Source organism: Microbacterium sp. I2, from assembly GCF_051364985.1.
In the GTDB taxonomy this organism is placed as follows: Bacteria; Actinomycetota; Actinomycetes; order Actinomycetales; family Microbacteriaceae; genus Microbacterium.
In genome coordinates, this window is sequence record NZ_JBLWIH010000014.1 from 40,034 (window position 1) to 57,320 (window position 17,287).

General features: G+C 70.0%; 21 protein-coding genes and 1 tRNA gene. 6 read left to right on the forward strand and 16 right to left on the reverse strand.

Going from position 1 to position 17,287, the window contains the following annotated elements; all coding sequences use genetic code 11:
- Window positions 1-29: 29 nt before the first annotated feature.
- Complete coding sequence (locus ACLKM7_RS12900; RefSeq protein ID WP_436447564.1) at window positions 30-1,022, reverse strand: aldo/keto reductase; 993 nt, start codon at window positions 1,020-1,022, stop codon at window positions 30-32.
- 156 nt (window positions 1,023-1,178) lie between these two features.
- On the opposite strand from ACLKM7_RS12900, the gene ACLKM7_RS12905 reads away from it, so the two are divergent.
- On the forward strand, window positions 1,179-2,270 hold the full coding sequence (locus ACLKM7_RS12905; RefSeq protein WP_436447565.1) for an FUSC family protein: 1,092 nt from the start codon (window positions 1,179-1,181) through the stop codon (window positions 2,268-2,270).
- A gap of 44 nt (window positions 2,271-2,314) precedes the next feature.
- On the opposite strand, the gene ACLKM7_RS12910 is transcribed toward ACLKM7_RS12905, so the two are convergent.
- Window positions 2,315-3,265 (reverse strand): L,D-transpeptidase, encoded by a 951-nt coding sequence (locus ACLKM7_RS12910; RefSeq protein WP_436447566.1) that lies wholly within the window; start codon window positions 3,263-3,265, stop codon window positions 2,315-2,317.
- Between the two features lie 113 nt (window positions 3,266-3,378).
- On the opposite strand from ACLKM7_RS12910, the gene ACLKM7_RS12915 reads away from it, so the two are divergent.
- Entirely contained in the window at window positions 3,379-4,092 is a 714-nt protein-coding gene (locus tag ACLKM7_RS12915; RefSeq protein ID WP_436447567.1) for an NADPH-dependent F420 reductase, read from the forward strand.
- Here ACLKM7_RS12915 and ACLKM7_RS12920 read toward each other — a convergent pair.
- From ACLKM7_RS12920 to ACLKM7_RS12935, 4 genes are all read right to left on the reverse strand, one after another.
- Window positions 4,070-4,519: a DUF2809 domain-containing protein gene (locus tag ACLKM7_RS12920; protein ID WP_436447568.1), complete on the reverse strand. Its 450-nt coding sequence runs from the start codon at window positions 4,517-4,519 to the stop codon at window positions 4,070-4,072. The two genes, ACLKM7_RS12915 and ACLKM7_RS12920, sit on opposite strands and share 23 nt — an antisense overlap.
- Window positions 4,516-5,085, reverse strand: coding sequence for a mismatch-specific DNA-glycosylase (locus ACLKM7_RS12925; RefSeq protein WP_436447569.1), 570 nt, complete (start codon window positions 5,083-5,085; stop codon window positions 4,516-4,518). The genes ACLKM7_RS12920 and ACLKM7_RS12925 overlap by 4 nt, the downstream gene beginning before the upstream one ends.
- 48 nt (window positions 5,086-5,133) lie before the next feature.
- The gene (locus tag ACLKM7_RS12930; RefSeq protein WP_436447570.1) at window positions 5,134-5,448 is read right to left on the reverse strand and encodes a hypothetical protein; all 315 of its coding nucleotides are present in this window, start codon (window positions 5,446-5,448) and stop codon (window positions 5,134-5,136) included.
- 89 nt (window positions 5,449-5,537) lie between these two features.
- A complete protein-coding gene (locus ACLKM7_RS12935) occupies window positions 5,538-6,116 on the reverse strand; it encodes a hypothetical protein (protein ID WP_436447571.1) in 579 nt (192 codons plus the stop codon).
- A gap of 153 nt (window positions 6,117-6,269) precedes the next feature.
- Between ACLKM7_RS12935 and ACLKM7_RS12940 the strand changes: the two genes are divergently transcribed.
- On the forward strand, window positions 6,270-6,848 hold the full coding sequence (locus ACLKM7_RS12940; RefSeq protein WP_436447572.1) for a dihydrofolate reductase family protein: 579 nt from the start codon (window positions 6,270-6,272) through the stop codon (window positions 6,846-6,848).
- Between the two features lie 68 nt (window positions 6,849-6,916).
- Here ACLKM7_RS12940 and ACLKM7_RS12945 read toward each other — a convergent pair whose 3' ends face one another.
- The gene (locus ACLKM7_RS12945) at window positions 6,917-7,663 is read right to left on the reverse strand and encodes a group I intron-associated PD-(D/E)XK endonuclease (protein ID WP_436447573.1); all 747 of its coding nucleotides are present in this window, start codon (window positions 7,661-7,663) and stop codon (window positions 6,917-6,919) included.
- A gap of 102 nt (window positions 7,664-7,765) precedes the next feature.
- Window positions 7,766-7,839 (reverse strand) — tRNA-Pro (locus tag ACLKM7_RS12950).
- A gap of 122 nt (window positions 7,840-7,961) precedes the next feature.
- On the opposite strand from ACLKM7_RS12950, the gene ACLKM7_RS12955 reads away from it, so the two are divergent.
- From ACLKM7_RS12955 to ACLKM7_RS12965, 3 genes are all read left to right on the forward strand, one after another.
- Window positions 7,962-8,549, forward strand: a complete 588-nt coding sequence (locus ACLKM7_RS12955) for an N-acetyltransferase family protein (RefSeq protein WP_436447574.1) — start codon at window positions 7,962-7,964, stop codon at window positions 8,547-8,549.
- Between the two features lie 86 nt (window positions 8,550-8,635).
- A complete protein-coding gene (locus tag ACLKM7_RS12960) occupies window positions 8,636-9,304 on the forward strand; it encodes a lysoplasmalogenase family protein (protein ID WP_436447575.1) in 669 nt (222 codons plus the stop codon).
- Window positions 9,301-9,681 (forward strand): RNA-binding S4 domain-containing protein, encoded by a 381-nt coding sequence (locus ACLKM7_RS12965; protein ID WP_436447576.1) that lies wholly within the window; start codon window positions 9,301-9,303, stop codon window positions 9,679-9,681. Before ACLKM7_RS12960 ends, ACLKM7_RS12965 begins: the two co-directional genes overlap by 4 nt.
- 6 nt (window positions 9,682-9,687) lie before the next feature.
- Here ACLKM7_RS12965 and ACLKM7_RS12970 read toward each other — a convergent pair whose 3' ends face one another.
- The 8 genes from ACLKM7_RS12970 to ACLKM7_RS13005 form a co-directional block, all read right to left on the reverse strand.
- The gene (locus ACLKM7_RS12970; RefSeq protein WP_436447577.1) at window positions 9,688-10,587 is read right to left on the reverse strand and encodes an NUDIX domain-containing protein; all 900 of its coding nucleotides are present in this window, start codon (window positions 10,585-10,587) and stop codon (window positions 9,688-9,690) included.
- An 84-nt stretch (window positions 10,588-10,671) separates the two neighbouring features.
- Window positions 10,672-12,216 carry a ribosome biogenesis GTPase Der gene (gene der / locus ACLKM7_RS12975; RefSeq protein ID WP_168914368.1) on the reverse strand — a complete coding sequence of 515 codons (1,545 nt, stop codon included), beginning with the start codon at window positions 12,214-12,216 and terminating at the stop codon, window positions 10,672-10,674.
- Window positions 12,206-12,946: a (d)CMP kinase gene (gene cmk, locus ACLKM7_RS12980; protein ID WP_436447578.1), complete on the reverse strand. Its 741-nt coding sequence runs from the start codon at window positions 12,944-12,946 to the stop codon at window positions 12,206-12,208. Before cmk ends, der begins: the two co-directional genes overlap by 11 nt.
- Window positions 12,939-14,081 carry a prephenate dehydrogenase gene (locus ACLKM7_RS12985; protein WP_436447579.1) on the reverse strand — a complete coding sequence of 381 codons (1,143 nt, stop codon included), beginning with the start codon at window positions 14,079-14,081 and terminating at the stop codon, window positions 12,939-12,941. Before ACLKM7_RS12985 ends, cmk begins: the two co-directional genes overlap by 8 nt.
- The gene (locus tag ACLKM7_RS12990) at window positions 14,082-14,870 is read right to left on the reverse strand and encodes a pseudouridine synthase (RefSeq protein WP_436447580.1); all 789 of its coding nucleotides are present in this window, start codon (window positions 14,868-14,870) and stop codon (window positions 14,082-14,084) included.
- Window positions 14,867-15,442 carry an SMC-Scp complex subunit ScpB gene (gene scpB / locus ACLKM7_RS12995; RefSeq protein ID WP_436447581.1) on the reverse strand — a complete coding sequence of 192 codons (576 nt, stop codon included), beginning with the start codon at window positions 15,440-15,442 and terminating at the stop codon, window positions 14,867-14,869. Before scpB ends, ACLKM7_RS12990 begins: the two co-directional genes overlap by 4 nt.
- Complete coding sequence (locus ACLKM7_RS13000) at window positions 15,432-16,319, reverse strand: segregation and condensation protein A (RefSeq protein WP_436447582.1); 888 nt, start codon at window positions 16,317-16,319, stop codon at window positions 15,432-15,434. Before ACLKM7_RS13000 ends, scpB begins: the two co-directional genes overlap by 11 nt.
- Window positions 16,303-17,136, reverse strand: coding sequence for a ParA family protein (locus tag ACLKM7_RS13005; RefSeq protein WP_436447583.1), 834 nt, complete (start codon window positions 17,134-17,136; stop codon window positions 16,303-16,305). The genes ACLKM7_RS13000 and ACLKM7_RS13005 overlap by 17 nt, the downstream gene beginning before the upstream one ends.
- Between the last annotated feature and the right edge of the window lie 151 nt (window positions 17,137-17,287).

The window sequence follows — 17,287 nt, forward strand, 5'->3', positions numbered from 1 at the left end:
ATCCGCGTCTCAGTCCGCGGGGGCGGCGCTCACCACAGCGGGTGGATGGCCTCGCGCAGGCGACGGTCGTACACGTCGCGCACGACGGCGTCGAACGCGCCGATGTCGAAACCGCCCTCGAGCAGGGCTGCGGCGTCCGCGTTGGACTGCGCCTGTCCCACGTTGCGCGCACCGGGGATCACGCTCGTGACGCCCGGCTGCGCCGCGATCCACGCGAGCGTCGCCGCGGGCAGGGTGACTCCGGCCGGGAGCGCGGCGGCGAGCTCGGCCGCGGCATCCAATCCCGTCTCATAATCGACACCCGAGAATGTCTCGCCGCGGTCGAAGGCCTCGCCGTGGCGGTTGTAGGTGCGGTGGTCGTTCTCGGCGAAAGTCGTCGATGATGTGTAGCGGCCCGACAGCAGGCCCGACGCGAGCGGCACCCGCGCGAAGATCGACACGCCGGCGGAGGCGGCGGCGGGAAGCACCTCGTCGAGGGGCTTCAGCCGGAACGGGTTGAAGATGATCTGCACGTTCGTGACATTCGGGCGTGCGATCGCCGCGAGCGCCTGGGCACACGTCTCGACCGACACCCCGTAGGCGGCGATGGCGCCGTCGGCGACGAGTGCGTCGAGGGCGTCATAGGTGGCGTCATCCTCGATCACCGCGGTCGGCGGGCAGTGCAGCTGCACGAGGTCGAGCGTCTCGACACCGAGGTTGCGGCGCGAGCGGTCGGTCCAGGCCCGGAAGTTCTCGGGCGAGTAATTCGCCGGCTCCTGCGCCAGGCGCCGGCCCATCTTGGTGGCCACTGTGACGCCATGGCCGGGCCGCTCCGCGAGGAAGCGGCCGATGATCGTCTCGCTGCGTCCGTCGCCGTACACATCGGCCGTGTCGAAGAGGGTCACGCCGCGGTCGACGGATGCCGCGAGCACCGCTGTCGCGTCCGCTTCGCTGACCGCACCCCAGTCGGCGCCGAGCTGCCATGTGCCGAGCCCGACCGCCGAGACCGATCGACCGATGCGTCCGAGGGAGCGCTGCTGCATCAAATGTTCCTTTCGTCGGTGGCCGAGGAGAACCGCCCGGTGTCGCCGCGCGTGTGATCGCGTCTGGTGATGGCTGTTCGCTCAGGTGCACCGCCTACCGTAGCGGCAGAGCCCCGCCATCTGGCGCCGTCGAGAGCCTGTGACGAGAGGAGCAGCGTGACAGAGAAGCGCACGCACGTCGTCCGCCGGCGGGTCGCCGAGTGGACGTCCGAGGTGGCGGACCAGCCGCGGCTGCTGCTGGCTGGCAAGACCGCTCTCGCCGCGGTGCTCGCGTGGTACCTGGCGCCGTTCATCCCGTTCGCCGAGGACCAGTACTCGTACTATGCCCCGCTCGGCGCCCTGGTCACGATGTACCCGACCCTCGCCCGGTCGGCTCGCGTGGGTCTGGAGGCACTCGTCGGGCTGGGGCTGGGGATCGCGCTGGGACTGGCCGGCCTGCTGCTCGTCCGCGCCGGCGCGCCGGGCGGCGTGGGACTCGCGATCGTGATCGCGGCCGGGGTGCTGGCGGGCGGGATCCGGCGCCTCGGCGCGGGTGGCGACTGGGTCGCGCTCGCCGCGCTCTTCGTGCTGCTGCTCGGCGGGAACGACGCAGACGATTTCTCGATCTCGTACCTGGTCACGATGGCCTTCGGAGTGCTGGTCGGGCTGGCCGTCAACCTGCTGGTGTTCCCGCCGCTGTACCTGCGACGCGCGAGCGGGCGCCTGTCGGCCCTTCGGAGCGCCGTGACCGAACGACTCGAAGAGCTCGCCGAGGCCGTCGCGGCCGGCGGTCTGGACGCGCAGCGGCTCGGAACGGCCCTGGGCGAGTTGGGAGACACCATTTCGGCGGTCGGCGATGAGGTGCGCGAAGCCGAGGAGAGCAGTCGAGGCAACCCGAGAGGCCGTCGCGCCCGTGGCGCGGTGCAGCAGGAGAACGCCCAGCGGATGTCCGCGCTCGAACGCACCTCGTTCCTGACGCGTGACCTCGTCGATCTGCTGCTGAGGATGCAGGAGCGGCGCAGTCCCAGCCTCGACCCGCCTCAGCGCGAGACGCTCGCTGCGGCGATCCACCGCGTGGCCGGCATCGTCGGAACCCCGCTGGGTGCGGACGAGGCACCCGACCGGCTGGATGCCGCGACGGCAGCCGTCGATGAGTTCCAGCGGACGATCGACGAAAGCCCGGCGGCGTCAGCGTCGGAGAGCGCCGACGAGCTGGCGGCGCTGGTGTGCCTGCGCCGGATCGTCGATGCCTCGCGTCCGTTCGTGTGACCCGCGCCCAGGATCCCGGTTCACGGGCTCACGGGTTCACGGGTTCACGGGTTCACGATCACTGGCGTCCCGAGCGGGAGGGCCGACAGCTTGGCGATCGCGTCGGGGTCGACGCGGAGGCACCCGTTAGAGATCGGTCCCGAGCGATCGTCGTGATAGTGGAAGGCCGTGACCGCGGCATCCGCTCCCCCGAAACCGTCCAGGGTCGGCGACTGCACCGACAGATACACGATCGGATGCCCGCGCGTGTACCCGTACTCGGGCACGACCTGGGTGGTCATGATGAACGCACGGCCCACGGGCGTGGGCGTGGCGTCGGTGCCCCACGCGAAGTCTCCGGCGATCCGCTCGGCCACGCCGTTGCGGACGATGTCGATCGTGCGGGCCGAGATGCTGACCACGACGGTTTCTGTCGAGGGCGCGACCTCGACGTCCGAGACGCGCATCCACCCCGCCACCTGCGCAGGGTTGCCCTGCGACGGCATGGCCTGCCGCCCGGTCAGCAGAACCTTGATCCAGTGCTCCTGCCGCTCGACGATGGGCACAGTGGTGCCGTCGTAGGCATATTCGCGCGGCAGGTAGGCCACCGGCTCGCCGCGAGGATCGGCCCAGACCGGCGCACCGACCCCGAGCGGGAGGGCGCGTTCCGCGGTGGCGGCGCCGAAGGGCGCGTCGTCGACCGGCAGCGCCGGGATGACGGCGAACACGTTCACCTGCGGGAGCGTCGACACATCGTACGGATTCGCGTTCTGCGGGAAGCCGGCGACGATCGGCGTCGGTGTGGGGGCCTGGGTGGGCGTCGCGGTGGTGGTCACGCTCGGTGACGGGGTCGCCGCGGCGCCTTCCTCTGCCGGCGCGCCGCGGAGCACACCCACGACGATGGCGGCGATCAAGAAGACCGCTGCGCCGGCCAGCGCCCACCAGATCGCCCGCCGGCGGCCGCCGCCCGCATCCCCCGCCGTGGGGACGCCGTCCGCAATCGATTCATCCCCCATGAGTCCATGGTCGGCCGCGATGACGGATGCCGCAACCGCGCAAGCCCTGAGGCCCTCGTGCACGGCCGCGGGCGGGCTCCAGTCACGCACGCTCGTCGGGCTACGCTGGCGCTGTGGGCACTGACGACGAGAGCATCCGCGTCGTCGGGATCCTCGGCGCGGGCAGGGTGGGGCTCGTGCTCGCGCGGCTCGCAGTGAATGCCGGGTATCGCGTCCTCGTCGCCGGCTCCGGCGATCCTGCGCGCATTGCAGCACCTGTTGCGACTCTCGGTCCGGCGGCGACCGCGGTCCAGGCATCCGTCGTCGCCCGTGAGGCGGATGCCGTCGTTCTCGCACTCCCGCTTCCCCGCTACCGCGATCTCCCGGTCGAGGCACTCCGGGGCACTCTGGTGATCGACGCGATGAACTACTGGTGGGAGGTCGACGGGCTTCGCGACGACCTCGCGGATCTGCGCACTTCGACCAGCGAGACCGTGCGGGGCTTCCTCGCCGGGTCGCGGGTCGTGAAGGCGTTCAACCACATGGGCTATCGGGATCTGGAGGACGAGGCGCGGCCGTCCGGCGCCCCGGGGCGCAAGGCCATCGCGATCGCCGGTGACGACGCTGCCGACCTCGCGGTCGTCGCGGGCCTCGTCGACGCCTTCGGCTTCGACCCGGTGATCGCGGGACCGCTCGCCGAAGGCATCAAGCTCGAGCCCGGCGCAGAGGCCTTCGGCGCCGACGTCGACGCGGACCAGCTTCGCGCGATGCTCGACCGGTTCCCGGCATCCCAGCGCGGGCGCATGGTCGCGCGTGCTCGCCGGATCAGGCCCGACGCGGCCGGCTGACGGACCCGAGCGCCCAGTCGAGCACCGTCAGCGCCGCGATCGTGACGATGTAGACGACGAGATCGCGAGCGTCGAAGACAGCGCCGAGCAGAAGCGTCATCGGCGCGAAGCTCGCACCCCACGCCGACGGCAGCCCCGTGAGCTGGAACAGCTCGACACCGACGCACCACGCCGCGGCGATGCCACCGATCGCAAGAGGGCCCAGGCGTGCCGCGACCACGACGAGCGCGGCGTACGCGGCCGCCGCGTAGAGCGCGTCACCGGCGATATCGGTCACGGCGGTGTCGGGGAGGAGGCCATGGACCGCTAGTCCCGCGACGATCACGACGGCCAGACAGACGAGCGCTGCGATTCGACGAGTGCGGGCCGTGCGGCTGGGCTGCCATCGCTCCGCCGAGTCGGCACTGGGGTTCACGGGATCGTTCACGCGATGACCCCAGCCGCCCTCGCGGGGGCGGCGTACGCGGTCGCGAGCGTCGCGACGGTGTCGTGCGCGTTCAGCCCGCTGGGGTTGGGCACCACCCACAGTTCGGAGCCCGCCAACGTCTCGGGCTGACGACCGCCCGTGGCACGCGAGCGGCCGAACCCTTGGCGGTAGGCCGTGAGCCCGACGACCGCGACCACGCGGGCACGCCAGCGGGCGGCATCCCGAGCCAGTCGCTCCGCACCTTCCCGCAGTTCCGTCCGATCGAGCTCGTCGGCGCGGGCGGTCGCGCGATGCACCAGGTTGGAGATGCCGATGCCGGCATCGAGGAACATCCGCCGGTCGGCCTCGGGCAAGCCCTCGTCATCGATCCGAGGCAGCCGCGGGATGATGCCGGCCGCCACCAGGGCCGGGTAGAAGCGATTGCCGGGGTGCGCGAAGTGGACACCGGTCGCCGCGGTCCACAGGCCTGGGTTGATACCCACGAACACCAGGCCCGGGTAGCTCGGCATGAGATCGGGCACGTTCCGGCCGCGGAACGACTCGAGCCCTGCACGCGTGAAACCCATCGCCCCAGTGTCGCGCACGAGGGCGTGCGAAATGGCTCCTGGCCGTGCTCAGGCCGTGCCGGTGCGGTGCTCCTCGAGCGTGAAGTAGTTCGACGGTGTCCCGTCGGCCCGGGTGTCCTGGTACGAGAAACTCAATCCGCGCTCATCGAACGCGGCGAGCCATTGGTCCCAGCTGACCTGGCGCAGGTCGCTGGTCTCGGTGTCGAACCCGAAGTCGAAGTCGAACCGCAGCGCACCGATCCCCTCGGGATTCTGCGGGTCGTCGATCGTCGCGGGGTTCGCGTGCCGGTCATCCGCCCACCGCCGGATCTCGTCGTGGTCGGTCGTGACGTGGGTCTCGGCCTGTTCGTTGTGCTCATGCATGGTCGTCCTCCTCTCGACACCACCCTGCGACCGGTCGCGATGGGCTTCCAGGGGCTTGCCCAAGGGCGTGGCGCGCGCTACGTGACGCGTCAGCGCAGGAACGCCGCTGCGATCACGACGAGGCCGAGGAGGGTGTCGAGCACGGCGCAGAACTCCGCCATCGACGGCATGACGACGCGCCGGGAGCGGAAGTGCACGACATCCCACGTCGCGTGGGCGAGCAGCCCCACCCCGACGAGCAGACCCGCGGCCGGCTGGCCGATGAACATCACGGCGACGGCCACCGCCGCGATGACCGTCATCGCGAGCAGCTGCAGCGGCAGGCCCCACCCGGGCCGAAGTGCACCCCGCACGAGCCCGACGACCGCCAGCACCGCACCTCCGCCCAGCAGCACCCACGTCGGGTCGAGACCCGGCACGGCATAGCCGATGCCGATGACCACGAACGTGAGCCCGAACAGGGACCACGCCGCACGCCGGGAGCCGAGCGCCGCGGAACCGAGGTAGACGAATCCCGCGGCCGTCAGCACCTGTGACATCTGCGCAGTATCGCTGAAGCCCACCCACAACGCCGCCGACAATGCAGCCGCGAAGATGATCGCAGCGATCGCCGGCCACCGTCGGAAGATCCACGGCCGGCCGGCGCGTGTCTCCAGATTCGCCGTCATCGCATCACCACGCGTGAGTATGCCATGCGGTCGGTCCGAATGGATGGAGTATTTTCCCGCGAAGGTGTCGGATCGGGGCAGGGACGTTCGTAGCAGTGGTGAGAGGCGGCACTGACCGGCCACCACCGAACACACCATCACAAGGAGTGCATCATGACCGCGACATACACCTTCGACGTCTTCTCCAGCCTCGACGGCTTCGGCGCCGCCGGCGGCGACTGGACCGGCTACTGGGGGAAGCAGGGCACCGAACTGCTCGCGCATCGCCTCGCCCTGTACGGCGAGGACCAGCGGCTGATTCTGGGGGCGCATACCTATCAGGAGTTCGCCCGCATGCTGGCCGAGAGCACAGAGGAATCCGACGTCCGCGACCCGTGGGTGACCCGCATGATCACGCTGCCCACGATCGTCGTCTCCGACACTCTCGAAGAGCCCCTCGACTGGCACGACGCCACCGTCGCGCGCGGCGGCGCGATCGACGTGGTGCGCCGCCTGAAAGAGGAGTCCGACGTGCCCCTGCGCTCTCACGGAAGCCTGTCGCTCAACCGGGCGCTGATGGCGGCCGGCCTCGTCGACGTCGTGCAGGTGACGCTGTTCCCCGTGATCACCGGGCGCACCGGCATCGACCGCATCTTCGAGGGCGCCGAAGACTTCGACCTCGAGTTGGTGAACACCGTGCAGCTCGACGGCCGCACTCTCGAACTCACCTACCACCCGACCCTGCACGGGTGAGCGGCCGGGGCGCGGCATCCGTCTCGCGCTCTCTGACGGGAGCGCGCCTTGTCGCCAACGGCGAGGGCTTAGGAGGCACCTGTAATCCGCCTCGGCATCTTCGTGAGGCGGTAGCGCTCGTATGCACTCAAATGAATCGCCTGCAGGCCACCGACGTCTCGTGCCGGAATCAGATAGTACGCAAGGGCGCCGTCGATGACGAAGAAGTCGTCAATTTCGCTTGGGTCGTAGGTCTTTCGCGTCCTGCCGGTCGTAGAGAGGTACACCTTCCAGCTGTCGCGGACCCGCACCGTCGTCGTTTTGACTTGGACCCGGCGGACCTCGCGGTCGATATTCACCAACAGGTCGAAACGGCTGGGCTCGAGCGGCCAGGAGACGCTGTGACCACAGAGCGTGAACCAGCTCGCGGCCAGAAGGGAGCCCGCACGGCCAAGGTTCGCTAGATCCGGCTGAGCGTTGTTCTCGGTTGCCATCGCATGTGGCTCGGCAGTCGGCGAAACATCTACGCCAAACCGCACGGCGTGTCCCATCACTCTGGTGGCTGCAGCAGGCCCGCGGAGCCCGAGTGCGGCGGCCGCGTCTGTCCATGTTTCCGCGATCGCCACCGCGCCGCGTACTTCTTCGTATGTCAACCGACGCTGCTTCGAGAAATGGCCGTACTCCAGGCCGAGGAGGTCGGCGCGCGACCGCACGGACGCTATCGCCCTCGACGAGGTCGCAACGAGCCCGATCTTGCGCATTGTTTCGCGCCATGAGCGAGACCCCGCAATCGCCATGACGAGTTCATCATCCGTGTACGTGCGCGACCTTGCCATACGCGGAGCGTAGGCTCGGCCGCAGACGTCACAATCGCACGCGAGATGGCACTGCTCATTCGAACGGAGAAGGGACCGGCCCGGCCGGTCCCTTCTGCTCTGTCGGGATGACAGGATTTGAACCTGCGACCCCCTGACCCCCAGTCAGGTGCGCTACCAAGCTGCGCCACATCCCGATACCCCCGCCTGCGCGCGGGCAACTCGACTATCCTACCCGGTCCACGGTGGCCACGCGAACACACGGAGGCTCGGCATCCGGCCCTTGTCGCTGTCGGCGGCCGCGGCTAGCGTCGCGTGAATGGCACAGGTCAGGATCGAACCCGTCACCGCCGACCGCTTCGACGACGCTCAGCACACGATGAGCGGAGGCGGCGACGGCCGCGGCTGCCAATGCCAGTGGTGGATGATGCCGAACGTGGAGTTCGACAAGACGACACTCGAGCAGCGGAAGGAGCTGCTGCGCGGAGAGATCGAGACCGGTCCCCCACCGGCCCTCATCGCGTACGTCGACGACGAACCGGCAGGCTGGGTGCGCGTCGGCCCCCGCACCCGGCAGGTGCGCCTCGGTCGCACCCGCAATTTCGCGGCCCACTCCGAAGAGCCCTGGGACGACGACGCCGTGTGGGCCGTCAGCTGCTTCGTGGTGCGCCGAGAGCACCGGCGGCAGGGGCTGAACGCGCAGCTGCTCGCCGCCGCCATCGACTACGCGCGATCGCGCGGCGCACGTGTGATCGAGGCCTACCCCGTCGATCCCGGTGCCGGCCGCAAGAAGGCGTCGAATGATCTCTACCACGGCGTGATATCGACCTTCGAAGACGCGGGGTTCCGCGAGGTCGCGCGCCCGCGCCCCGACCTCGCGATCGTCTCGCTCGATGTGTCGAGTTGAGCCCGATCGCGGCTTCCGGTCTCCCCACGACTCTCGGCTCGGCGCGCGCGCGTGCGACGATGTCAGGGCGGGAATCGAGGAGGATCATGCGACGGCTCTGGATCGCGTTCGCACCGTACATCGTGATGTCGGTCGTGCACGTCGGCGCTCTCGCCGTGGGGTCGGACGCGCTCGCGGGTCCGACCAAGCTCGCGCTCATGCCGCTGCTCGCGCTCGCGGTCGTGTGGGGCGCTCGCGGCACCACATGGACCACCGTGCACACGCTCCTCGTCGCCGCCATCGGGCTCTCGTGGATCGGCGACGGCGCCGCCACGTTCCTGCCGTGGCTTCCGACCGTGCCGATGATGCTGCTCTTCTTCGGCCTCGCACACCTCTGCTACATCGCCCTGTTCTGGCGCTTCCTCGCGGTGCGGCGCATCCCGCCGTGGGCGGTCGTGTACGCCGCGTGGTGGGGCGTGCTGCTCGCGGTGCTGTGGTCCCACCTCGGTGGCCTCGTGATCGCCGTCGCGGTCTACGGGCTCGTGCTCGGCGGCACCGCGGTCGCGGCATCCCGCTGCGATCCCCTCATTGTGTGGGGCGGTGCGTTCTTCCTCGCCTCGGACTCGATCCTGGCGTTCCGGCTGTTCCTGCCCGAAGCGATGCCGGACTGGACCAGCCCGGCGGTCATGCTCACGTACTGCCTCGGGCAGGGCCTCATCGCGGCCGGTGTGCTGGTGACCACGCGGGTGCGGCGTCCCGCGGAGGTCGTGGCATGACCACCGGAGGCGCTTCGGTTCGCGTCGACGCGTGGCTCTGGGCGATCCGCGTGTACAAGACCCGGTCCGCCGCGACCACGGCATGCCGCGCCGGGCATGTACGGGTCAACGGCGAGAGGGTGAAGGCCGCACAGCCCGTGCGTCCGGGCGACGAACTGAGGGTGCGCATCAACGGATTCGACCGGATCCTCGTCGTCAAGCAGCCCATCGCGAAGCGGGTCGGCGCCGCGGTCGCGGCCGAGGCCGTCGATGACCAGACGCCTCCCCCGCCGCCGCGTGAGCTGACGGCGTTCGTCCCGGTGCGCGACCGCGGCGCCGGGCGTCCCACCAAGCGTGAGCGCCGCGACATCGACCGGCTCCGCGGCCGAGAGGGCTGACCGCGGTCAGCCCAGCAGCTCGAGCAGCCAGCGCGCTCCGCGGACCGCGGCTCCGGCATCCTGAACCCGCGCCGCCAGTCCTCGATCACTGGTGACCACCGTCACGCGGTCCCCGGCGGCGACGAGATGTTCGGCCGCGGCGACGATGGCGTCGTCTCCGGATGCCTCGGCTCGCACCACTTCGACCCCATTCGTCGCCTCGGCCGCGCGCGCCTGACCCTCGACGACGGCGGTCCAGTGCGGATACCACGTGTGCTCGGGCAGCTCGAGCGCGGCAGCGGGCGTCCCCTGCTGCGCGAGCGTGCCGAGGCGCACCAACAGGCGCTCGGCCGCACCCGCGCGGTCACGCCACCAGCCGTCGGGAACCGCACCCATGACGTTCGCGACGTCGACGACCACGGCGGGTCGGAGCGGGAGCAGCGCCCTCAGTCGCTCCCACGAATCCGCGAAGCCGGGGTGCAGCGGATGCCGGGTGACCTCGTCGGCGGGCACCCACGCGAGCTCGCGGCTCTCGGGGTCGCTGATCACCGGTTCGAACGGCTCGACCACATCACCGATGACGGTCGTGTAGCTCCAGTACCCGAGGTCGAGCACGCTCAGCACACGCGGACGAATCGCGGATGCCGGGACCCCGGCCTCTTCCGCAGCTTCCCGCAGTGCGCCGTCGCACGCCGACTCGTCTTCGTGGCGCGCGCCCCCGGGCAGCGCCCACGTGTCGCCGAAATGGCTCCACGACACGCGATGCTGCAGCAGGACCCCGCGATCGGGGTCCACGGCCAGCAGACCGGCAGCGCCGAACCGCCCCCAATACCGCTCCCCCGTCGGCGCGACCACCCAGGCGTCGCCGGGATCGCGCGGGCCTAGCGGTCGCCGCGGCTCACCGGGTGCAGGAGGCTCGATGATCACGCCGCCCCTTTCGTCACGGTGCCCATTTTCGTCACAGGGCCCGTTCGGTCACAGCCAGCCTGTCACACCCGCCCGAGTCCCGATTCAGCGCTGGCGACGCTCGCGGACACGCATGTTGATCACGATCGGTGTGCCCTCGAAGCCCCACAGTTCTCGAAGGCGGCGCTGGATGAACCGTCGGTAGCCGGGGTCCAGGAAGCCCGTCGTGAACAGCACGAACGTCGGCGGACGCGTCGATGCCTGGGTGCCGAAGAGGATGCGAGGCTGCTTGCCGCCGCGCAGCGGGTGCGGGTGCTCGGCGATCAGCTCCGACAGGAAGGCGTTGAACTTGCCGGTCGGGATGCGCTGATCCCACGACTCGAGTGCCGTCTCGAGCGCCGGCACGAGCTTCTCGAGGTGGCGCCCGGTACGGGCCGAGATATTGACGCGCGGGGCCCATGCGACGTGTGCGAGGTCCTGCTCGATCTCACGTTCGAGGTAGCGGCGACGATCCTGACCGTCCATGTCGTCGTCGTTGAGGCGGTCCCACTTGTTGAACGCCAGCACGAGTGCGCGCCCGGACTCGAGCACGAGGTCGATGATGCGCACGTCCTGCTCGCTGAGGGGCTGGGTGACATCCAGGACGACGACGGCCACTTCGGCCTTCTCGAGGGCCGTCGACGTGCGCAGCGAGGCGTAGAAGTCGGCGCCCTGCTGCAGGTGCACGCGACGCCGGATGCCGGCCGTGTCGACGAACCGCCACATCTTGCCGCCGATCTCGACGATCTCGTCGACGGGGTCGCGGGTGGTGCCGGCGAGCTCGTTGACGACCACACGCTCTTCGCCTGCCGCCTTGTTGAGCAGCGACGACTTGCCGACGTTCGGCCGCCCGAGGATCGCGACCCGGCGCGGACCGCCGATCTCCTGCTTGGCGACCGCCGAGATGTCGGGAAGAACCTTCATGAGCTCGTCGAGCAGGTCGGCGACGCCGCGGCCGTGGATCGCCGACACCGGGTGCGGCTCGCCGAGGCCGAGGTTCCACAGCGCGGCGGCCTCGGGCTCCTGGCGGGGGTCGTCGATCTTGTTGGCGACGAGGAAGACCGGCTTGCCGCTCTTGCGCAGCAGCCGAACGACGTGCTCGTCGGTGGAGGTGGCTCCGACCATCGCGTCGACGACGAACAGCACCACGTCCGACAGGTCGATGGCGACCTCTGCCTGGGCGGCGACCGAACGGTCGATGCCGCGGGCATCGGGCTCCCACCCGCCGGTGTCGACGAGCGTGAAGCGGCGGTCCATCCATTCGGCCTTGTACGTCACGCGGTCGCGCGTGACGCCGGGCGTGTCTTCGACGACGGCCTCGCGGCGGCCGAGGATGCGGTTCACGAGCGCGGACTTGCCCACGTTCGGACGGCCCACGATCGCCACGACGGGCAGCGCCGGCATGTACTCGATGCCGTCCTCGCCGCGGACCAGCCCTTCGAGCAGTTCGGCGTCGTCCTCGTCGAGGTCGTAGTCCTCGAGCCCCACGCGCAGCGCGGCGGCGCGCTGGTCGGCGAGCTCGTCGTCGATGGCGGCGAGGTTCTCGGCGAGGTGGTCTTCACCGCCCTCGTACGTGTCGTCTGTGTCGGGGGCGCGGTCGTCAGCGGCCATCGGGGGCTCCTGTCTGCAGGGGATCAGACGCGGGCAGCGCGCTGCGGATCACGCCGAGCACGGCGTCCACGGTCTGATCGAAATCAAGGTCGGTCGAGTCGACGACCTCGACGCCGGGGGCGGCGGTGAGGAAGTCGACGACGGACGAGTCTGAGGCGTCACGCCGGTGCAGTGCCGCGGCGACGGCCGCGGCATCCTGCGTCGTCAGTTCCGCGCTGCGCCGCGCCGCCCGCACCTCTGGGGCGGCGGTGAGCAGGATGCGCACGGGCGCATCGGGGGCCACCACGGTGGTGATGTCGCGGCCCTCGACCACGACGCCGGGACGGCCGGAGTGCGCGACGAGCGCGCGGAAGAGGGCATTCACGGACTGGCGGACAACCGGAACCCTCGCCACACCGCTCACCGCGTCGCTCACCCTGGGCTCGCGGATGGCGTCTGTCACGTCGACCCCGCCGACCCGCACCCAGTATGAGTCGGGGTCGAGTGAGATGGCGTAATCGAAGTCGCCTGAGACATCCAGAACGGATGCCGCGTCGGACGTGTCGATTCCGTGCTCGAGCGCGTGCCAGGCCAGGGCCCGGTAGGCGGCGCCGGTGTCGAGGTAGCCGTAGCCCAATCGCCGTGCGACCTGCTTGGAGACGCTGGACTTACCGCTGCCGGCAGGCCCGTCGAGGGCCACGACGACCGTGCCGGCGCCGGTGGGCTGCCCAGAGGTCGAGGGGTCAGTCATTGGTGGTGCTCGCAATCTTCCAGCCGCGGGACTCGAGGCCGTCCACCGCACGCCGGACGGCGGCAGGGTCGACACTGATCTCGGCGAGACCGAACTGCGCGCCTGGGGAATGCTCCAGGCGCATGTCCTCCACGTTCACCTCGAGCTCGCCGAGTTCGCCGAACAGTCGCCCGAGCTGTCCCGGAGTGTCATCGACCATGACCACGATCTGCTCGAAACGCCGGTTCTGCCCGTGCTTTCCGGGCAGCCGCTCGACGCCGTCATTGCCGCGTCGGATCGTGTCGGCGATCGCACGACGGGCGCCAGGCGCGTCGGGTGCTCGCAGAGCCGTCGCGACGGTCGTCAGATCGGCCGCCAGCCGGTCGAGCACGTCCACCACCGGCTCGGCGTTGGCGCCGAGGATCTGCACCCACAGCTCCGGCGCGGAGGCCGCGATGCGCGTGGTGTCGCGCACGCCCTGTCCGGCGAGCCGCAGCGACTCGTCGCGCGCGTCGACGAAGCGACCCGCGAGCAGGCTCGCCACCAGCTGCGGCACATGCGAGACGAGGGCGACCGCACGGTCGTGATCTTCGGGCGACATCTCGATCGGGGTCGCGCCCAGCTCGAGGGCGAGCCCTTCGACGACCGCGAGATCCGCGGCCGACGTGGCCTCGTCGCGACAGACGACCCACGGTCGCCCCACGAAGATGTCGGCACGCGCAGAGATCGCGCCGCCGCGCTCGCGTCCGGCGAGCGGGTGGGAACCGATGTAGTGCGTGAGGTCGACGCCTCGTTCCCGCAGCGCGCGCAACGGCTCGAGCTTGACGCTCGCCACGTCGGTGACGACGGCGTCGGGGTGACGCGCCAGCTCACGCTCGATCACGTCGGCCGTGACATCGGGCGGGACGGCCACGACCACGAGCGACGGCTCGTCACCGTCGCGCGCCTGGCGGCCGGCGCCGTAGTCCACGGCGAGCCGCAGCTGCGACGGTGAGGTGTCGTCGAGGACGACATCGACGCCGCGCGCGGTCAGCGCGTGCCCGATGCTCGCCCCGAGAAGGCCCGCACCCACGATGCGGACGGTGCCGTGCACCCGGGGAGCGAGCGATGCCTCGGCCCGGCGCGCGCGCTCGGAGGTCGGCCTCGTCTCGGTCACTTACTTCTCCTGTTCGCCCTCTTCCGCCAGCGGCGAAGAGGTTTCACGGCGCGCGAGAGTCAGCAGAGCGCCGCGCTCCACTTTAGTCAACTCACGTGCCGCCCCCGCTGGCAGGGTTCCCAGGTGGAGCGGGCCGAACTGGCGGCGCACCAGTTCGACGACCGGATGCCCCACCGCGGCCATCATTCGACGCACGATGCGGTTGCGGCCCGAGTGCAGCGTCAGCTCGACGAGCGAGCCACCGCCCTCGGCGGATGCCGACAGCAGCCTGGCCTTGTCTGCCGCGATCGGGCCGTCGTCCAGTTCGATGCCGCGGATCAGCTTCTGCACCGTTTGCGGGGTGACTCGGCCCTCGACCTTGGCGATGTATACCTTCGTGACGCCGAACGACGGATGAGCCAGCACGTGGGCGAGCTCGCCGTCGTTCGTGAGCACCAGCAGACCGCTGGTCTCGGCATCCAGCCGGCCGACGTTGTACAGCCGCTCCGGCCAGTCCTTCGTATAGCGCCGCAGATCCGGGCGGCCGCGGTCGTCCTTCATCGAGCTCACCACGCCGGTCGGCTTGTTGAGTATCACGTAGCGCTTGGATGCATCCAGCTGCACGGCGGTGCCGTCCACGTCGACGAGGTCGCTCTCGGGGTCGATGCGGCTGCCGAGCTCGGTCACCACCTCGCCGTTGACGCGGACGCGGCCTTCGACGATCAGCTGCTCGGCAACACGACGCGAGGCCACGCCGGCGTTGGCGAGCACCTTCTGCAGCCGCACCCCGTCGGTGTTCTCGGGACTCATCGTCTGGTCCTCTCGTCGAATCCGTCGACGCTTCCGACGTCCTCGGCGCCGTCCAGCAGCGGCGAGATGTGCGGCAGCTCGTCGAGCGAGTTGATGCCGAGATGCTCCAGGAGCGCATCGGTTGTGCCGTAGTTGATGGCGCCGGTCTCGGCATCCGTGAACAACTCCGTGATGAGGCCCCGCGCCAGCAGAGTCCGCACCACCGAGTCCACGTTGACGGCGCGGATCGAGGCGACCTGGCTGCGAGTCACCGGCTGCTTGTAGGCGATGACCGCGAGCGTCTCGAGCGCGGCCTGCGACAGCCGCGAAGGCGCCTGGCCACCGACGAACTCACTCACCAGGTCGTCGTGCTCCTCGCGCACGTACAGCCGCCAGCCGCCGCCCACCTCGCGCAGCTCGAAGCCGCGAACGGGACCGCCGCTCCTGCCGTCGTAGTCGTCCACCAGCGCCTCGATCGCCTGTCGTACGGCGGGCACCGGCGAGCCGACCGCGGCGGCCAGGCTCACAAGGCTCTGCGGCTCTTCGACGATCAGCAGGATCGCCTCGAGCCTGGCTCTCACGTCATCGGTCATAGTCTGCTCCCAAGGTGGCGAGATTCTCGTCCGACCAGCGCTGCGCACTCCAGCGCAGCGTCAGCTCGCCCAACGGCTCCAGCTGCTCGAACGACAGGGCGGCGTGCCGGTAGAGCTCGAGCACCGACAGGAATCGGGCCACGACGACTCCCGACTGGTCGACGCCCGCGATGAGCTCGCGGAACGTCAGCGCCCCGGCATCCCGCAGCAGCGTCACCACGATCGCCGCCTGCTCGCGAATGCTCACGAGCGGTGCGTGCAGGTGGTCCAGGCCGACGCGCGGGATCTCTTTCGGCGTCATGGCCAGCAGCGCGAGCGCGGCGAAGTCGTCGACGCTGAGACTCCACGCGAGCTCGGGCACAGCGGTGCGGTATTTCTCGTCGAGGCGGACCGAGCGCGTGTGGCGCCGGCTCTCGCGCTGCAGGCAGCGCTCGAACCACACCGACACCTCTTTGAACGCGCGATACTGCAGCAGGCGGGCGAACAGCAGGTCGCGCGCTTCCAGCAGCGCCACGGACTCGGCGTCGACGAGCTCGCCCTGCGGAAGCAGACCCGCGACCTTCATGTCGAGCAGGGTCGCGGCGACGACGAGGAACTCGGATGCCTCATCAAGCTCTTCGTCGGGACCGAGCTCGCGCAGATAAGAGATGAACTCCATCGTCACGAGCGAAAGCGACACCTCGGTGATGTCGAGCTCATGCTGCGAGATGAGACTCAGCAGGAGGTCGAAGGGGCCGTCGAAGTTCCCCAGCGAGACCCGGAAGCCCGGCTCCGGAGCGGCGACCGCTGTGGCAGCGGCATCCGATTCCGAACCCTCGGGTTCGACGGCAGGCGATGGCGCGTGCCCTTCGGGCGCCTCTTCAGGCGACGGCGCCACGAGCGACCAGCTCTCGCGCCAGTCGCAGGTAGGCCTGCGCGGCAGCGTGCTCCGGCGCGAACTCGGTGATGGGCATGCCGGAGACCGAGGCATCGGGGAACTTGACAGTGCGGCCGATCACCGTCTCGAGCACATCGTCGCCGAATGCGTCGACGACCCGCTCGAGGACCTCGCGCGAGTGGAGCGTACGCGGGTCGTACATCGTCGCCAGGACGCCGTCGAGAGTGATCGTCGGGTTCAGTCGGTCACGCACCTTGTCGATCGTCTCGACGAGCAGGGCGACCCCGCGCAGCGCGAAGAACTCGCACTCCAGCGGGATGATCACGCCGTGGCTCGCCGTGAGCGCGTTGACGGTGAGCAGGCCCAGCGACGGCTGGCAGTCGATGAGCACGACGTCGTAGTCGTGCGCCACCTTGCGCAGCGCGCGTGCCAGCGTCTGCTCACGCGCGACCTCGTTGACCAGGTGGACCTCGGCGGCCGACAGGTCGATGTTGGCGGGGATCACGTCGAGGTTCTCGACTCCCGAGTTCACGATGACGCGATTCGGGTCGCTCTTGCTGTCCAGCAGCAGGTCGTAGATGGTGGGGATCTCGTGCGTGTGGATGCCGAGCCCGGCCGACAGCGCACCCTGGGGATCGAAGTCGACCGCCAGCACCTTGCGGCCGTAGCCGGCGAGGGCGGCGGCCAGGTTGATGGTCGTGGTCGTCTTGCCGACCCCGCCCTTCTGGTTGCACAGCGAGATGATCCGCGCGGGGCCGTGGCCGTCGAGCTTGGGCGGCGTGGGAAAGCCGTGATACGGACGCCCCGTCGGCCCCATGGGGACCTCCGACTCCGAGGTCTTCCCCGACCTGGTCTTCGTCCTTCTGTCAGCCACCGCGCTCCCGCTTCCTCGTGCTCGCTCGATATTAGTCGGCCACGAGGCTTCGCACCGGTAGAAACGGCGTCGCGGCGCTCACCCGGTGAGCGCC

What these genes read in the sequence shown, in the direction of transcription:
- ACLKM7_RS12900 (WP_436447564.1), bottom strand. Translation starts at nt 1,022, where the DNA reads ATGCAGCAGCGCTCCCTCGGACGCATCGGTCGATCGGTCTCGGCGGTC.
- ACLKM7_RS12910 (WP_436447566.1), bottom strand. Translation starts at nt 3,265, where the DNA reads ATGGGGGATGAATCGATTGCGGACGGCGTCCCCACGGCGGGGGATGCG.
- ACLKM7_RS12925 (WP_436447569.1), bottom strand. Translation starts at nt 5,085, where the DNA reads ATGGGTTTCACGCGTGCAGGGCTCGAGTCGTTCCGCGGCCGGAACGTG.
- ACLKM7_RS12930 (WP_436447570.1), bottom strand. Translation starts at nt 5,448, where the DNA reads ATGCATGAGCACAACGAACAGGCCGAGACCCACGTCACGACCGACCAC.
- ACLKM7_RS12935 (WP_436447571.1), bottom strand. Translation starts at nt 6,116, where the DNA reads ATGACGGCGAATCTGGAGACACGCGCCGGCCGGCCGTGGATCTTCCGA.
- ACLKM7_RS12940 (WP_436447572.1), top strand. Translation starts at nt 6,270, where the DNA reads ATGACCGCGACATACACCTTCGACGTCTTCTCCAGCCTCGACGGCTTC.
- ACLKM7_RS12945 (WP_436447573.1), bottom strand. Translation starts at nt 7,663, where the DNA reads ATGGCAAGGTCGCGCACGTACACGGATGATGAACTCGTCATGGCGATT.
- ACLKM7_RS12955 (WP_436447574.1), top strand. Translation starts at nt 7,962, where the DNA reads ATGGCACAGGTCAGGATCGAACCCGTCACCGCCGACCGCTTCGACGAC.
- ACLKM7_RS12960 (WP_436447575.1), top strand. Translation starts at nt 8,636, where the DNA reads ATGCGACGGCTCTGGATCGCGTTCGCACCGTACATCGTGATGTCGGTC.
- ACLKM7_RS12965 (WP_436447576.1), top strand. Translation starts at nt 9,301, where the DNA reads ATGACCACCGGAGGCGCTTCGGTTCGCGTCGACGCGTGGCTCTGGGCG.
- der (WP_168914368.1), bottom strand. Translation starts at nt 12,216, where the DNA reads ATGGCCGCTGACGACCGCGCCCCCGACACAGACGACACGTACGAGGGC.
- cmk (WP_436447578.1), bottom strand. Translation starts at nt 12,946, where the DNA reads ATGACTGACCCCTCGACCTCTGGGCAGCCCACCGGCGCCGGCACGGTC.
- ACLKM7_RS12990 (WP_436447580.1), bottom strand. Translation starts at nt 14,870, where the DNA reads ATGAGTCCCGAGAACACCGACGGGGTGCGGCTGCAGAAGGTGCTCGCC.
- scpB (WP_436447581.1), bottom strand. Translation starts at nt 15,442, where the DNA reads ATGACCGATGACGTGAGAGCCAGGCTCGAGGCGATCCTGCTGATCGTC.
- ACLKM7_RS13005 (WP_436447583.1), bottom strand. Translation starts at nt 17,136, where the DNA reads ATGGGGCCGACGGGGCGTCCGTATCACGGCTTTCCCACGCCGCCCAAG.